Consider the following 15,944-nt stretch of genomic DNA (forward strand, 5'->3'; position numbering starts at 1 on the left):
GCCAAAACGGGACTGGATGGATAGACGGAATGACGAAACCGCGCGCGCTGATCACCGGAATCACGGGAATGGTCGGGTCCCACCTGGCCGAATACCTGATCGAGCATACCGACTGGGACGTCTACGGCCTGTGCCGGTGGCGCAGCCCGCTGAACAACCTGGAAGCGCTGGTCCCGCGCATCAACCGGGGCGACCGCATCCGACTGCTATACGGCGACCTACGGGACACGCTGTCGATCCAGCAGGCGGTGCGGCAGGCGCAGCCCGATTACGTCTTCCATCTGGCTGCCCAGAGCTTCCCGCGCACCAGCTTCGACGCCCCGCTCGACACGCTGGAAACCAATGTCCAGGGAACGGTGCGGGTGCTCGACGCGCTCAAGGACCATGCCCGGGACGCGGTGATCCACGTCTGCTCCTCGTCCGAGGTGTTCGGGCGGGTCCCGCGCGAGAAGCTGCCGATCGACGAGGACTGCAGCTTCCATCCCGCCTCGCCCTACGCCATCTCCAAGGTCGGCACCGATCTGGTCGGCCGCTACTATGCCGAAGCCTTCGGCATGACCACGCTGATCACCCGGATGTTCACCCATACCGGACCCCGGCGCGGCGACGTCTTCGCGGAATCCAGCTTCGCCAAGCAGATCGCCCTGATCGAGGCGGACCTGATCGAGCCGGTCGTCAAGGTCGGCAACCTGAACTCGCTGCGGACGATCGCCGATGTCCGGGATGCCGTGCGGGCCTATCACGCGCTGGTGACGGTCGATCCCGTCGCCGGGGCCTGCTACAACATTGGCGGCACCTATAGCTGCTCGGTCGGCCAGATCCTGGATACGCTGATCGGCTTCTCCCCGCGCGGCAACGCGATCAGGGTCGAGGAGGACCCCGACCGGCTCCGGCCGATCGACGCCGACCTCCAGGTGCCGGACACCCGGCGCTTCAAGGCCCATACCGGCTGGGAACCGCAGATCCCGTTCGAGCGCACGATGCGCGACCTGCTCGACTACTGGCGCGGCGAGGTCAGCCGCCGGGGAGACAGCTTCCTTGTCCGCTGATGTCCAGGACCCGGGCCAGGACGCGAGCCGTCACGCGGATCGGACCGGGGAAGAACCGCGTCCATGATCATCACCCAGACCCCCTACCGAATCTCGTTCTTCGGCGGCGGCAGCGATTACCCGGCCTGGTTCCAGGACCATGGCGGCGCCGTGCTGGCGACCACCATCAACCGCTACTGCTACATCACCTGCCGACGTCTGCCGCCCTTCTTCGAGCACAAGAGCCGGGTGGCGTGGTCACGGATCGAGACGGTCCGCGACCACGCGGAGATCGAGCATCCGGTGATCCGTACCGTCCTGAAGCACCTATCGATAGACTTCGGCATCGAGATCCATCACGACGGCGACCTTCCCGCCCGCTCCGGGCTGGGTTCCAGCTCGGCCTTCACGGTCGGCATGCTCCACGCCCTGCACGCCCTGGAGGGCCGGCTCAGGAGCAAGCAGCAGCTTGCGGACGAGGCGATCTTCGTCGAGCAGAAGCTGCTGCTTGAAAGCGTCGGGGTTCAGGATCAGATCGAGACCGCCTTCGGCGGATTGAACCGGATCACCATCCGGCAGGACGGATCCTACGACGTCCAGCGCCTCATCCTCCCGGCGCTCCGCATGGAGGAACTCCGCTCCAATCTCATGCTGTTCTACACGGGCGTATCGCGCTTCGGGTCGAGCATCGCCGCCGATGTCGTCGCCTCGATGCCGAACAAGCATCAGGAAGTGACGCTGATGCGGCAGATGGTCGAAGAGGCCGTCGATTGTCTGGCCGGCGGCGGGGACCTGAACGGCTTCGGCCGAATGCTTCATGAATCATGGCAGTTGAAGCGCAGCCTGTCGGGCAGGATCGCACCCGCCTTCATCGACGAAATCTACCAGGCCGCCCGCGCGGCCGGAGCCGTGGGCGGCAAGCTGCTTGGGGCGGGAGGCGGCGGCTTCATGCTGTTCTTCGTGCCGCCGGACGCTCAGCCGAGCGTGCGGAGCGCGCTCGGCGACCTGCTGACCATCCCGATCGAGTTCGAGCGTAGCGGGACGAAGCTCATCTTCCACGAACCGGACACGGCATCGTCAGTCTGAGCGCCGGTCGAAGGCGTCCCGCCACCAGGAGATCGTCCGGCGGATACCCTCCTCCAGCGGGATCGTCGCGGTCCAGCCGAGTTCCCGGCGCGCCTTGGAGCAATCCAGGCAGAGCGCCGTCCTGATCGTCGGCTGCGACAGGTCGTAGCGGACCGTCAGGTCCCGGCCGGATGCGGCGACGATCATGGAGACAAGGTCCCTGACCGCCACCGCCCGTCCGGCCCCGGCGTTGAACAGTTCGTACGGTGTTTTCTGGAGATCGATGGCGCGCCGGACGAAGTCGACCAGATCGGCGACATGGATCAGGTCGCGGGCCTCCTCGCCGCTGCCCCAGACGGTGACGACGCCGTCCGCCGCCGTCATCACCTTAGTCACGGTCGCGCCGAAGACATGGCTTCTTTCCAGGTCGAACTTGTCGTGCGGACCGTAGACGTTGGAATGCCGGATCACCGTATGCCGGGTGGTTCCCAGGCGGGAGAAGAACTCGCACATCTTCTCGACATAGATCTTGGTCCAGCCGATCCCGAAGTAGCGGTCGTTCAAGGCTTCGGCCGGGTCCCAGTCGGTTTCCGCCAGGGGAGTCCCGGACGACGGATACATCATGGTGCAGCTGAAGAAGACGAAGTGCGCCACCCCAAGGTCATGGGCGGCGCGCAGCAGGAGCGAGTTCATGACGGCGTTGTCGGTGACATGGATGTGGGGCCGCGTCACGATGTCCTTCGAACCGGACGTCGTGGCGGCGGCCTGGATCACCACGTCCATGCCGTCCAGCAGGCGGGAAACGGTATCGGCGTCACGCAGGTCGCCCTGATGCCAGACGATGCCCGGACAATCGTAGGCCGGCCGGGTGAAGCGCACCGCGTGGATTTCCAGATCGCCGCGCAGGGTAAGGGCTTCGGTCAGGTTGCGCCCGATGAAGCCGGTCGCCCCGCAGATCAGGACCTTCCGTTTCGCCGTCATCCTATCTGCCGCTCCCGATGGTCATCTCCTGGCATCCAGCGCGCCGGGATTGTCGTTCAGCCACCGGAAGGTGCTCTCGATCCCTTGCCGCAGCCCGATCCGGGCCCGCCATCCCAGGCCCGTCATCCTGGACACGTCCAGCAGCTTGCGGGGAGCGCCGTCGGGCTTGCCGGGGTCGAACACGAACTCGCCCCGGTATCCGGCGACGTCGGCGATCAGCTCGGCAAGTTCACGGATGGAGACGTCTTGGCCGACCCCGGCATTGACATGCTGGGACCCGGAGTAGCGTTTCATCAGGAAGACGCAGGCATCGGCGGCATCGTCCACGTGCATGAATTCCCGCCGCGGCGCTCCCGTGCCCCAAAGCTCGATACGGTCCAGCCGGTCCCGCTTGCCGGCATGGATCTTCCGCATCAGCGCCGGCAGGACATGGCCGCTCATCAGGTCGAAGTTGTCGTTAGGACCGTATAGGTTGGTCGGCACCGTGGAAATGAAGTCGCAGCCGTGCTGGCGCCGGTAGTCCTGGCACATCTGGATGCCGGTGATCTTGGCGATCGAATAGGGCCGGTTGGTAGCTTCGGGCGGACCGGACAGCAGGGCGTCCTCGGCCATCGGCTGGGACGCCAGCTTGGGATAGACGCAGGACGACCCGAGGAACAGAAGCTTCTCCACGCCGACCTGATGGGCGGTGCGGATGATGTTGGCGCCGATCAGCAGGTTGTCGTAGATGAAGTCGGCCGGCAGGGCATCGTTGGCATGGATGCCGCCGACCCTGGCCGCCGCGATGAAGACGGCGTCCGGACGGTTGCCGGACATCCAGGCCTCGACATCGACCTGACGGCGCAGGTCCAGGCTCCGCCTGTCCACCGTCAGGACCGTGCAGTCCTCGCCGGAAAGGCGGCGCACGAGCGCCGAGCCCACCATGCCGGTATGGCCGGCCACCCAGACGCGCTTTCCGGTAAGATCATACAGCATGGGGAACCTGCCCGAGGGAAACGCACGGCCCCGTCGGTATGGCGTCGCCTCGCATCCGGCTCGAAGCACGGATGGCGGAACAAGCCCCGACCGTTGGACCGGGGCGAGTCTAGAGAGAAAGCGTTAACTAAAATATACCCGCCCCCGACCCATCCCCTCAGTTCCGCTCCGGATAGGTGTATTCCACCTTCCCGCTGCCGGTCAGGCTCTGGATCAGCTTCTGGAACTGGCCGATCAGCGGCACGTCCTCCAGCGCGCCGGTCGGTCCCGGCGGCGGAGTGTCTTCCGCCACCAGCATCGGGGCGCCGGGCCTGGGCGGGGCGATGTCCAGGCCCGGCAGCGGGCGCGCCGGCAGCCCGGCATGGGCGTCGATCATGAAGTCGTGCCAGATCCGGGCCGGCAAGCCGCCGCCGGTCACCCGCTTCATCGGCTGGTTGTCGTCGTTGCCGAGCCAGACCCCCGCGACATAGTCCGCCGTGAAGCCCATGAACCACGCGTCGCGGTAATCCTGGCTGGTGCCGGTTTTGCCGGCCGCCATGCGGTCCAGCTTGGCGGACTTGCCGGTGCCGTATTCGACCACGGCCAGCAGCATGCGGTTCAGCTCCGCCAGCTTGACCGGATCGATCACCGGCGTCGCTCCGCCCGATCCGCGCCGCTGGTAGAGCACCCGGCCGGCATTGTCCTGGATGCTGGTCACCGCATAGGGCCACACGGCCCGCCCGCCATTGGCGAAGGCGGTATAGGCGCCCGCCAATTCCAGCAGCGTCACTTCGCTGGTCCCAAGCGCAAGGCTGAGGTCTCGGCTCATGGGGGACGTGACGCCAAGGCGCCGGGCGACGGCGCGGACGGGATCGACGCCGGTACGCTCCAGCAGGTGGATCGCCGCCGTATTGACCGAATGGGCCAACGCGTCGCGCAGCGGCATCGGCCCGCGGAAGCCCTTCTCGAAGTTGGACGGCTGCCAGTCCTTGATCCTGACCGGCGAGTCGTCCACCAGCGTATCCGCCGTCATGCCGGCTTCCAGCGCCGCCAGAAAGACCATCGGCTTGAACGCCGAACCGGGCTGGCGCAAGGCCTGGGTGGCGCGGTTGAACTGGCTTGCCCCATAGCTGGCCCCGCCGATCAGCGCCCGGACGGAGCCGTCCGGGCCCAGCGCCACCAATGCTCCCTGGTCCACGCGGGAAGCGACGCCCGCCCCCGTCAATACAGCCGACAGCCGGCGCTCCGCCGCCCTCTGCATGCGGCGGTCCATCGTCGTGTGGACGATGACGTCGTCATGCTCCTTTCCGATGAAGCCGGAGACCTGATCGGCGACCCAGTCGGCGAAATAGCGGTCGCCGTCGCCCTCCGGCTTCCGCCGGGGCGTGGGAGGGGCCGATCGCATCGTCCGGATATCGGCTTCCGTGATGTAGCCGGCGTCCATCATGGCGCCCAGCACGACGCCGGCCCGCTCGGCCGCCTTGTCGGGGTTGGTGGTCGGGGAATATCGGGACGGCGCCTTCAGCAGGCCGGCCAGGGTGGCGGCCTCCCGCAAGTTGACCTCGGTCGCGGGCTTGTTGAAGTAGGTCTTTGCCGCCGCATCGACGCCGTAGGTGCCGGCGCCCAGATAGACCCGGTTCAGATAGGCGGTCAGGATCTGGTTCTTGGAATATGCCCGCTCCAGCCAAATCGCCAGCATCGCTTCCTGGATCTTGCGGCCCATAGTGCGGTCGGGCGTCAGGAACAGGTTCTTGGCAAGCTGCTGGGTGATCGTCGAGCCGCCCTGTACCACCCGGCCCGCCTGGAAGTTTACGAAGGCGGCACGAAGCAGACCGATCGGATCGATACCGAAATGACTAAAGAACCGCCGGTCCTCGGTCGCGATGACCGCATTGACGAGATTGGGCGGCAGGTCGGCCGCGTTGATCGTCGTGCCGTAGATGTCGCCATAGCGCTCGATCGTGCTGCCGTCGGCCGCCAGCACGGTAACCGTGGGCCGCCGTTCGGCCTGCGCGACCTGTCCGACATCCGGCAGGTCGTAGGCATAGAACGCCAGCACGGCGGCAACGGCGACGCCGCACCAGATCCCGGCAACCAGCGTCCAGCTTCCGAGAATGCCAAGGATGTTGCGGCCCCGGAACGAAGGCAGCCGCGACGGCGCCGCCTTGGCTTCCTGGCGCCCGCGCCTGGGAGGTTCACGTCCAGGTACGCGGCCGGGCTGCGGTCGAGGGGGAGTTTTTCTCAAGGTGACCGGTCAGGGTTGCTCATCCACAGGCCTACGATGCCTGAATAAGACGGCAATTTCACGGCATTAACGCCCTTTCCTCCAATGATCCCTCAACTTCAGAAGATCTTCGGACCGCCGATAACGAAAACCGCCGCCGGGGAGAACCCCGGCGGCGGCTTCGGCAACGTCGCTACTTCGGAAAAGAGTCCGGTCAGTGGACCGCTTCGCCGTGCAGGGCGAGGTCGAGGCCTTCGCGTTCGACGTCTTCGCTGACCCGCAGGCCGATCACCACGTCGATCACCTTCAGCAGGATGAAGGAGGCGACGGCGGTGTAGATCAGGGTGGCGATGATGCCGTAGACCTGGATCATGACCTGGCCGCTGTTGCCGTCGATCCAACCGACCGCCGCGTCGCCGCCGATCGCCTGACGGGCGAACACGCCGGTCAGGACGGCGCCGACGATGCCGCCGACACCATGCACGCCGAAGGCGTCCAGGCTGTCGTCATAGCCGAGCATGTATTTGAGGCTGGTGGCGCCCCAGTAGCAGATCACGCCGGCGACGGCGCCGATCACCAGCGCACCGCCGGCATCGACGAAACCGGAAGCCGGGGTGATGGCGACGAGGCCGCCGATGGCACCGGAGATGATGCCGAGCACGCTGGGCTTACCCTTGGCGATCCACTCCGCGAACATCCAGGCCAATGCTGCTGCCGCTGCGGCGACCATGGTCACCAGCATCGCCATGCCGGCGCGGCCGTTTGCGCCGCCAGCGGAACCGGCGTTGAAGCCGAACCAGCCCACCCACAGCAGGGAGGCGCCGATCAGGCTCAGGACGAGGTTGTTGGGGACGAAGTGCTCGGACGGATAGCCGCGGCGCTTGCCGATCACCAGGGCCGCAACCAGACCGGCGACGCCGGCGTTGATGTGGACGACGGTGCCGCCGGCGAAGTCCAGCACGCCTTCAGCGAACAGGAAGCCATTCGGATGCCAGACCCAATGGGCGATGGGGGAGTAGACCAGCAGCGACCACAGGCCGCTGAAGACCAGCATCGCCGAGAACTTCATGCGGTCGGCGAAGGCGCCGGTGATCAGTGCCGGGGTGATGATCGCGAAGGTCATCTGGAACATCACGAACACCGATTCCGGGATCGTGAAGGCGACGGGCGTGGACGAGGCGGCTCCCAGCGTGAAGGGCGCGCTCATGTCCATGCCGGCCATCAGCACGCGGGAGAAGTCGCCGAAATAGGCGTTCCCGCCGCCGAAGGCGATGCTGTATCCGACGACGACCCAGAGCACCGCGACCAGGCAGGTGATCGCGAAACTCTGCATCACGGTGGCCAGCAGGTTCATCTTGCGGACCATGCCGCCGTAGAACAGCGCCAGACCGGGGATCGTCATCATCAGGACCAGGGCGGTCGAGGTCAGCATCCAGGCGGTGTCGCCGGTATCGATCGTAGGGGCATCGGTCTGGGCCAGCGCGCCGGCCGGCAAGGCGAACGCCCCCAGTATCGCCGCAAGCAGCGGAACAGCGAAGGCAAACAGACGGCTCATTATGGACAAATCCTCTCGAATCAGTTCGACGCGGCCCGCTCGATCGAACTCTCGGACGCCCCAGGGGCGGACCGAGGCTTGATCCTGTGACGGGTTGGGCAGTCGGCTTCGGCATACGGCCGAGGCATTCAGGCCGCCCCTTGCGTTTCAAGAACCGTGCCGCTCGAAAAATGAGCAACTTCGCGGGAGCAGCATGCAAGGCGGCGCGCAAGGTTGGGGCACTGAATCGGCCCTGGGAGAGGATTAATGCACAAAAAACAGGCTGATCGCCGAAGTCCGGTTTCCCCGCGCCGAACCGGATTCAGCCCTGTCCGGGACCCAAAACTTTGCCACAATTGCTCTCCAATAAGCCGAAATTACAGGATTGCCCACAAAACAGGCAGAATTAGCCTGATCCGGCTCGCCGGGTGCCGCCCGGCCGGCATGGCACCCGTCGCGGGTTTCCAAGCGTTGGCTCTACCCGGCAAAATGTGTCAGGGTGGTAACGGAAGCGGGTCCTTCCCCAGGTCCCGGCCGGCGCTTCCACGATTTCCCTGAACGGATCGCAAGAAAAGTACCGATAATCATAAAAGTAAGGTCGAGGAGATCCTATCCGTGCCTGTTCCCGTCGAACGAGAATTGCGTCTTGCTCCCAGGCGCGCCATCGCCCTGGTGCTGGCCGGAGGACGCGGCAGCCGGCTGAAGCAGTTGACCGACCGGCGGGCCAAGCCGGCGGTTCATTTCGGCGGCAAGTTCCGGATCATCGACTTCGCGCTGTCCAACTGCATCAATTCCGGCTTCCGCCGGATCAGCGTCATCACCCAGTACAAGTCGCACAGCCTGCTGGTCCACCTTCAGCGCGGCTGGGGCTTCCTGCGCGGCGAGATCAACGAGTTCGTGGACTTCCTGCCGGCCCAGCAGCGGATCGACGAGACATCCTGGTATCAGGGCACCGCCGACGCGGTGTACCAGAACCTCGACATCCTGATGAGCCACGGTGCCGAGCACGTGCTGATCCTGGCCGGCGACCACATCTACAAGATGGACTACGCCGCCATGCTGGCGTGGCACATCCAGCGCGGCGCCGACGTGACGGTCCCCTGCGTCGAGGTGCCCCGGATGGAAGCCACCGGCTTCGGCGTCATGCATGTCGACGACACCGATCAGGTCGTCAGCTTCCTGGAGAAGCCGGCCGATCCCCCGGCGATCCCCGGCAAGCCCGACAAGGCGCTCGCCAGCATGGGCATCTACGTCTTCAACGCAAAGTTCCTGTACGACCAGCTGCGCCGCGACGCCGCCGACCCGACCTCCAGCCGGGATTTCGGCAAGGACCTGATCCCCTATCTGGTGCCGCGCGCCAAGGTCATGGCCCATCGGTTCCAGGACAGCTGCATCTACAGCCAGCCCGACGCCGAGCCGTATTGGCGCGACGTCGGCACGATCGACGCCTATTGGGAAGCCAATCTCGACCTGACCAAGGTGACGCCCGACCTGAACCTCTATGACAGGAACTGGCCAATCTTCACCTATCAGGAGCAGCTGCCGCCGGCCAAGTTCGTCTTCAACAACGACGACCGGCGCGGCATGGCGGTCGACAGCCTGGTATCGGGCGGCTGCATCGTCTCGGGCGCCCGGATCCAGGACTCCCTGCTGTTCAGCCAGGTCCGGGCGAACTCCTACTCCAGCCTGAAACAGGCGGTCGTACTGCCCCAGTGCGAGATCGGGCGCCATGCCCGGCTGACCAAGGTGGTGGTCGATCGCGGCTGCCACATACCGGACAATCTCGTGGTTGGGGAAGATCCCGACGCCGATGCCCGCCGGTTCCACCGGACCGAGTCCGGGGTGACGCTGATCACCCGCGACATGCTTTCCCGTCTGGCCGGCTGAGCGAAAGGACACCCGATCATGCGCGTCCTGCACGTCGCTTCCGAAGTCTATCCCCTGATCAAGACCGGCGGACTGGCCGATGTCGCGGCGGCGCTGCCCGCCGCCCTGATGCGGATCGGGGTCGATGCCCGCATTCTGGTGCCAGGCTATCCCGCCGTGCTCGACAAGCTGGCCGACCTGCGCCCCGTCCGCACGCTGGCCGATCCCTGGACCAACGGCGGCACCGTCCTGATGAAGGGCACCACCCCCGACGGTGTGCCCTGCTACGTCGTCGATGCGCCGGAGATGTACGGCAGGCCGGGCAATCCCTATCTGGGGCCGGACGGCAAGGACTGGCCGGACAACCATTTCCGCTTCGCCCTGCTGAGCTGGACCGCCGCCTGGATCGCCGGCGATGACGGCGGCCGGCGCTGGCGGCCCGACGTCGTCCACGGCCACGACTGGCAGGCGGGGCTGGCGCCGGCCTACCTGACGCTGGGGGGAGGACCGCGCGCCGCCACCGTCCTGACCATCCACAACATCGCCTACCAGGGCCTCTTCCCCGCCAGCCTGCTGGGACCGCTCCAGCTTCCGGCAAGCAGCTTCTCGGTCGATGGGCTGGAGTATTACGACCAGATCGGCTTCCTGAAGGCAGGCCTGTTCTATTCCGACCGGATCACCACGGTCAGCCCGACCTATGCCGAGGAAATCCAGTCGCCCGACGGCGGCTGGGGCCTGCACGGCCTGCTGGCGTCGCGCGCCGGCGACCTCTGGGGCATCCTCAACGGGGTGGACTACGACGTCTGGTCGCCGGACACCGATCCACACATCGTCCAGCGCTACGATGCCGGCCATCTCGACGCCAAGGCGGCCAACAAATCGGCCTTGCAGGCAGAATTCCGCCTGGACGTGCGGGCCGATGCGCCGCTGTTCGGCGTGGTCAGCCGGCTTACCCCCATGAAGGGCTTCGACCTGCTGCTTTCCGCGATCCCGCCCCTGGTCGAACAGGGCGCCCAGTTCGCCCTGCTCGGCAGCGGCGAGGGCTGGCTGGAGGACGGCTTCCGGTCGCTGGAAGAACAGTTCCCCGGACAGGTCGGCGTCTTCCTCGGCTACGACGAGCCGCTATCGCACCGCGTCCAGGCCGGCTGCGACGTCATCCTGCTGCCGTCGCGCTCCGAGCCGTGTGGCCTGATCCAGCTCTACGGCCTGCGCTACGGCACATTGCCGCTGGTCCGCCGGGCCGGCGGGCTGGCCGACACCGTCGCCGACGCCCAGGACTGGGCGATCGACCGGGGGGAGGCGACCGGCTTCGTCTTCGACAATGCCTCGGTGGACGAGCTGCTTTGGGCCTGCCGCCGGGCTCTGGCGCTGTGGCGGGAGCCCGAACGCTGGCGCTCGGTCCAGCGTGCCGCAATGGCCAGGGATTTCTCCTGGACGGCGTCGGCCCGGCGGTACCTGGACATGTACCGCTCCGTTTATGCGGATGATTGAGGGGTGGGTTGAATATAATCCGGTTCCCTCGGCCGGGGCATCCGTGTAATTCATAGGGCTTGCGTTGGAAAACGAGTACACCTCAATATTTTGAGCCAAGCCCTATCCATAAAGAGCCGCGACGCGGCGCTGGAAACCCTGCGCCGGGTCTACGGCTACGATGCGTTCCGGGGGCAGCAGGCCGGCATCATCGACCACATGATCGCCGGCGGCGACGCGATGGTGCTGATGCCGACCGGCGGCGGCAAGTCGCTGTGCTTCCAGATCCCCGCCTTGGTGCGGCCCGGTGTCGCGGTCGTCGTCTCTCCGCTGATCGCGCTGATGCGCGATCAGGTCGACGCCCTGCGCCAGGTCGGCGTCAACGCCGCCTATCTCAACTCCTCGCTGGACTGGCGCGACGCGGTCGAGATCGAACGGCAGGTCGAGCGCGGCGAACTGGACCTGATCTATGTGGCGCCCGAGCGTCTGGTGACCCCGCGCTTCCTGGACCTGCTGGAGCGCAGCAAGGTCTGCCTGTTCGCCCTGGACGAAGCGCACTGCGTCTCGCAGTGGGGTCATGATTTCCGGCCGGAATACCTCCAGCTCTCGATCCTGCACGAGCGCTTTCCCACGATCCCCCGGATCGCGCTGACCGCGACGGCCGATGCCCAGACCCGCGCCGATATCCAGGCGCGGCTGAACCTGGGCGACGCCAAGGTCTTCATCGACAGCTTCGACCGGCCCAACATCACCTACCGCGTGCTGCCCAAGCAGGAAGCCAAGCGCCAGCTCTGGGCCTTCATCAAGACCCACCATGCCGAGGACGCCGGCATCGTCTATTGCCTCAGCCGCGCCAAGGTCGATGAAACCGCCACATGGCTGGCGGCCCAGGGCCGCGAGGTGGTGCCCTACCACGCCGGCCTGGACGCCCGCACGCGCGAGGCCAATCAGGACCGCTTCATCAAGGGCGAAGGCGTCATCGTGGTCGCCACCGTCGCCTTCGGCATGGGCATCGACAAGCCGAACGTGCGCTTCGTCGCCCACCTCGACCTGCCGAAGAGCATGGAAGCCTATTACCAGGAGACGGGACGCGCCGGACGCGACGGCCTGCCGGCCGATGCCTGGATGGCCTACGGCCTGTCCGACGTGGTGGCGATGCGCCAGATGCTGGAATCCAGCGAGGCGCCGCCTGAGATCAAGCGGATCGAGAAGCACAAGCTGGAAGCCCTGATCGGCTTTTGCGAGACCGCCGCCTGCCGCCGTCAGGTCCTGCTGAACTACTTCGGCGAGGTGCTGCCGGAGCCGTGCGGAAACTGCGACACCTGCCTGGAGCCGGTCGAGACCTTCGACGGCAGCATCGCGGCGCAGAAGGCCCTGGCCGCCGTCTACCGCACCGGCCAGATGTTCGGCACCGGCCACCTGATCGACGTGCTGCGCGGCACGATGACCGAGAAGATCGAGAAGTTCCGCCACGACCAGATCAAGACCTTCGGCGTCGGCGCCGACATGAGCAAGCAGGAATGGGGTTCCGTCTACCGCCAGCTCGTCGCCGCCGGCTACCTGACCGTCGACCACGAGGGCTACGGCGCGCTCCACCTGACGAAATCGGCCGCACCGGTCCTGAAGGGCCAGCAGAGCGTCCGCCTGCGCCGCGACAACCAAGCGGCGGTCAAGAAGTCGCTCCGCGCCCAACGCGGCAGCCGGAGCGGCAGCAGCGCTCCCGCCGTGCTAAGCCAGGCCGACGACGATCTCTGGCACAAGCTGAAGGCGTGCCGGCTGGAACTGGCGCGGACCCAGGGCGTCCCGCCCTACGTCATCTTCCACGACAGCACCTTGCTGGAGATGGTCCGCCAGAAGCCGCGCGACCCCTACCGCATGGGCCAGTTGCCCGGCGTCGGCACCAGCAAGCTCGACCGTTACGGCGACGCCTTCCTGGCGGTGATCCGCCAGACGGTTTGAGCCCGCTCCAGGCCTCTCACCGTGCCCGGAAAGGATCATCTTGAAACCATCCGTGGAAATAAATGTTTGCTGATGAGCCATAGTTAATTCAAAGCTCATTCAGGCAGGCCGATGCTCATGCATCATTTACCGGGTCCATCAACCCTTACGATCGAATACCACTACGGGATCGTCGCGATCTCGATCGCGATTGCCATCATCGGATCCTTCGTCGCCTATGACATCTGCCTGCGGGCGCGCAGTTCGGCGGGCGCGATGCGGTCGGTGTGGCTGGCCGGTGCCGCGGTGGCGGCCGGCGGAAGTATCTGGTCGATGCATTTCATCGGCATGCTCGCGGTCCGGATGCCGATGGACGTCACCTATGATTTCTGGTGGACGTTCCTGTCCCTGGTGCTGCCGATCATCCTGACCGGCGCCGGCTTGCGGCTGGTCGTCGTTTATCCCAAGTCGGTCGCGGCCCTGCTGGTGGGCGGCTTCATCATGGGGACCGGGATCATCGTCATGCACTATGTCGGCATGGCGGCGATGCGGATGGACGCGACGGTCGGTCACGATCCCTTCCTGGTCGGCCTTTCCGTGGCGCTGGCCGTCGTGCTGTCCACCGCGGCGCTGTTCATCGCCTTCAAGCCGGCGCGGAGCCTTCCCCTGGCGGCGGCGGGCGCCGTCGTGATGGGTATGGCCGTCAGCAGCATGCACTATACCGCGATGGCGGCCTCCAGGATCTCGATGGTGCCGGACCTGGACGACATCGGCCAGGCGCCGATCCCCGTGTCGCTGCTGGCGTTCTCGATCTTCATCACCTTGTCCACGGCGATGCTCCTGGTCCTGATGGCGTCCCGCGTCGACCGGCGCAATGCCGAGGCGCTGGCGCGGCAGGCGCGCGTGACCAACGACACGACCGAGCGCTACCAGACCCTGCTGCGCCACTCCTTCGACCTGATAGCGCCGCTGGACGCCGAAGGGCGCTTCGTCGACGAGGCCATTTCCTCGGATCGCCTGCTCGGCTACGAACCGGGTGAGTTGAAGGGCAAGCGCTTCACCGATCTGGTCTCCGCCGGCGAACGGACCGACGCGCAGGCATGGTTGGCGGCGGTGCTGCTTTCCAACCGGCCGCTGAACCGCGAATACTCCTTCCTGTCCAGGGCGGGCGGCGAGGTCCCGTGCGAGTGCAACGCCGTCCGGGCCGAAGCCCCCGGCACCGCATGGTCGCTGATCGTGAACGTCCGCGACCTGACGGAGAAGCGGCGCATGGAAGCGATGCTCGGCCAGTCGCAGCGGCTGGAGGCGCTGGGCCGGATGTCGAGCGGCATGGCCCACGACTTCAGCAACCTGATCACGGCGGTATCGCTGAACCTCGAGTCGATCGAGCGCCGGCTGCCGTCCAGCGACCTGCTTGAACACCTGCGGGCGTCGCAGGCGGCCCTGGCCCATGGCAACAGCCTTATCCGCCAGCTTCTGGCCTTCGCGCGGCAGCAGAAGGTGGAACCGGAACCGATCGACCTGAACGCCGCCGTCGAGAGCATGGACCGCTTCATCCAGATGTCCCTGAGCGCCGACATCGCCGTGGAGCTGGAGCTGGCCCAGGGCCTGTGGCCCTGCACCGCCGACCGCGGCATGCTCGAGGCGGCGCTGCTGAACCTCGTCGTCAACGCCCAGGATGCGATGCCGGACGGCGGAAAGCTGACGATCGGCACCGCCAACGAGCGCATCGGCAGCCGGGATGCCGACCTTCCCCCCGGCGACTACGTCGTGCTGTCGCTGAGCGATACCGGCAAGGGCATGTCGAGCGAGGTGGCGAACCGCGCCGCCGAACCCTTCTTCACGACCAAGGGCGCCGGCCAGGGTACCGGGCTCGGCCTCAGCATGGTTTTCGGCTTCGCCCGGCAGTTCGCCGGAGACATGCGGATCCTGAGTACCGAAGGACAGGGCACCACCATCCGGATCCGCCTGCCCCGAAGCCATGCCCTGCCGCTCCAGAAACCGATTGAAGCCGCAAGCGAGGCCGGCGGCCGCCATACCATCCTGCTGGTCGACGACGACAACGCCATCCGCCATGGCGCGGTCATGTTCCTCCGGGAAAAGGGCTTCATCGTCATCGACGCGGCCAACGCCGAGGAAGCCTTGCAGGTCGCGGACATCGGCACGATCGATTTCCTGGTCACCGATATCCACATGGGGCGCATGAACGGCCTGGAACTGGCCCATAGGCTGAGCGGCCGCAATCCCGCGCTCGGCGTCGTCCTGACGTCCGGATCGGGCGGCACCAGGTTGGAAAGCTCCGCCCGGTGGCGGCATCTGCGGAAGCCCTATACGGTCAGGGAACTGCTTCGCGAGGTCGCGGCACTGATCGAGGAGCGCCGGACCTCCGCCCCGTCGGTCCGGAACTTCCTGATCGTCGATCCGGATTCGGCCGGTGCGGAGAACGTCGCCGGGCTGATCGGCAATGCCGGCTTCGGCGATTCCGTCCTGGCCGCTTCGCTGGAGGAAGCGAGGAAATGCGCCGCCGGATATCAGCCGACCGTCGCCCTGGTCAGCATCTCCGGCTCGCGTCAGACCAACTCCCAGCAGCCCATACACCAGCCCGGTTCCGGCGGTTTCGACGGCATGGACGTCGCCCGGCGGCTGCACGAAGAGTTCGGCATGAGGATCGTGCTGGTCACGGACACCATCTCGGCGGTGCCGGCCGATTTTCCCGTCAACGGCTTCCTGGGCAGGTCCTTCACGCTGGAACAGCTCTCCACCGTCCTCAAGACGGCGCTCGACGCCGCATGACGATGTCGGCCGGCCCTGCATTTGCCACCGGACCTTGAAATGACCCGCAGATATCCTCTATCCAAGGTCTGGTACTCTCCTGGGGAGGAAA

At 66.3% G+C, this 15,944-nt stretch carries 10 protein-coding genes; 6 read left to right on the forward strand and 4 right to left on the reverse strand.

The genetic code is table 11. The features are described from left to right. Positions 1-29: 29 nt before the first annotated feature. Positions 30-1,049 (forward strand): GDP-mannose 4,6-dehydratase, encoded by a 1,020-nt coding sequence (locus N826_RS11735; protein ID WP_044428851.1) that lies wholly within the window; start codon positions 30-32, stop codon positions 1,047-1,049. Between the two features lie 63 nt (positions 1,050-1,112). Next, positions 1,113-2,114 carry a GHMP family kinase ATP-binding protein gene (locus N826_RS11740; protein ID WP_044428854.1) on the forward strand — a complete coding sequence of 334 codons (1,002 nt, stop codon included), beginning with the start codon at positions 1,113-1,115 and terminating at the stop codon, positions 2,112-2,114. Here N826_RS11740 and N826_RS11745 read toward each other — a convergent pair. The 4 genes from N826_RS11745 to N826_RS11760 all read right to left on the reverse strand — a co-directional run bounded on the left by N826_RS11745 (position 2,106) and on the right by N826_RS11760 (position 7,807). Beyond that, positions 2,106-3,074, reverse strand: coding sequence for an NAD-dependent epimerase/dehydratase family protein (locus N826_RS11745; RefSeq protein ID WP_044428856.1), 969 nt, complete (start codon positions 3,072-3,074; stop codon positions 2,106-2,108). The genes N826_RS11740 and N826_RS11745 overlap by 9 nt on opposite strands. Positions 3,075-3,095: 21 nt before the next feature. Then, positions 3,096-4,049, reverse strand: coding sequence for a GDP-L-fucose synthase family protein (locus tag N826_RS11750; protein WP_044428858.1), 954 nt, complete (start codon positions 4,047-4,049; stop codon positions 3,096-3,098). Positions 4,050-4,206: 157 nt separating this feature from the next. After that, positions 4,207-6,273: a transglycosylase domain-containing protein gene (locus tag N826_RS11755; protein ID WP_084720675.1), complete on the reverse strand. Its 2,067-nt coding sequence runs from the start codon at positions 6,271-6,273 to the stop codon at positions 4,207-4,209. Between the two features lie 193 nt (positions 6,274-6,466). Further along, positions 6,467-7,807: an ammonium transporter gene (locus tag N826_RS11760; protein WP_044428864.1), complete on the reverse strand. Its 1,341-nt coding sequence runs from the start codon at positions 7,805-7,807 to the stop codon at positions 6,467-6,469. 594 nt (positions 7,808-8,401) lie between these two features. On the opposite strand from N826_RS11760, the gene glgC reads away from it, so the two are divergent. The 4 genes from glgC (at position 8,402) to N826_RS39900 (ending at position 15,853) form a co-directional block, all read left to right on the forward strand. Further along, entirely contained in the window at positions 8,402-9,673 is a 1,272-nt protein-coding gene (glgC, locus tag N826_RS11765) for a glucose-1-phosphate adenylyltransferase (RefSeq protein WP_044428866.1), read from the forward strand. A gap of 18 nt (positions 9,674-9,691) precedes the next feature. Next, positions 9,692-11,143 (forward strand): glycogen synthase GlgA, encoded by a 1,452-nt coding sequence (gene glgA, locus N826_RS11770; RefSeq protein ID WP_044428869.1) that lies wholly within the window; start codon positions 9,692-9,694, stop codon positions 11,141-11,143. A 90-nt stretch (positions 11,144-11,233) separates the two neighbouring features. After that, entirely contained in the window at positions 11,234-13,081 is a 1,848-nt protein-coding gene (gene recQ / locus N826_RS11775; RefSeq protein ID WP_211099260.1) for a DNA helicase RecQ, read from the forward strand. Positions 13,082-13,198: 117 nt separating this feature from the next. Next, entirely contained in the window at positions 13,199-15,853 is a 2,655-nt protein-coding gene (locus tag N826_RS39900) for an MHYT domain-containing protein (RefSeq protein ID WP_169789328.1), read from the forward strand. Positions 15,854-15,944 lie beyond the last annotated feature (91 nt).

This window comes from Skermanella aerolata KACC 11604, assembly GCF_000936425.1.
Taxonomy (GTDB): domain Bacteria; phylum Pseudomonadota; class Alphaproteobacteria; order Azospirillales; family Azospirillaceae; genus Skermanella; species Skermanella aerolata.

Excerpts from the sequence above, each read along its gene's own strand:
- N826_RS11735 (WP_044428851.1), top strand. The coding sequence starts at position 30 with ATGACGAAACCGCGCGCGCTGATCACCGGAATCACGGGAATGGTCGGG.
- N826_RS11740 (WP_044428854.1), top strand. The coding sequence starts at position 1,113 with ATGATCATCACCCAGACCCCCTACCGAATCTCGTTCTTCGGCGGCGGC.
- N826_RS11745 (WP_044428856.1), bottom strand. The coding sequence starts at position 3,074 with ATGACGGCGAAACGGAAGGTCCTGATCTGCGGGGCGACCGGCTTCATC.
- N826_RS11750 (WP_044428858.1), bottom strand. The coding sequence starts at position 4,049 with ATGCTGTATGATCTTACCGGAAAGCGCGTCTGGGTGGCCGGCCATACC.
- N826_RS11760 (WP_044428864.1), bottom strand. The coding sequence starts at position 7,807 with ATGAGCCGTCTGTTTGCCTTCGCTGTTCCGCTGCTTGCGGCGATACTG.
- glgA (WP_044428869.1), top strand. The coding sequence starts at position 9,692 with ATGCGCGTCCTGCACGTCGCTTCCGAAGTCTATCCCCTGATCAAGACC.
- N826_RS39900 (WP_169789328.1), top strand. The coding sequence starts at position 13,199 with ATGCATCATTTACCGGGTCCATCAACCCTTACGATCGAATACCACTAC.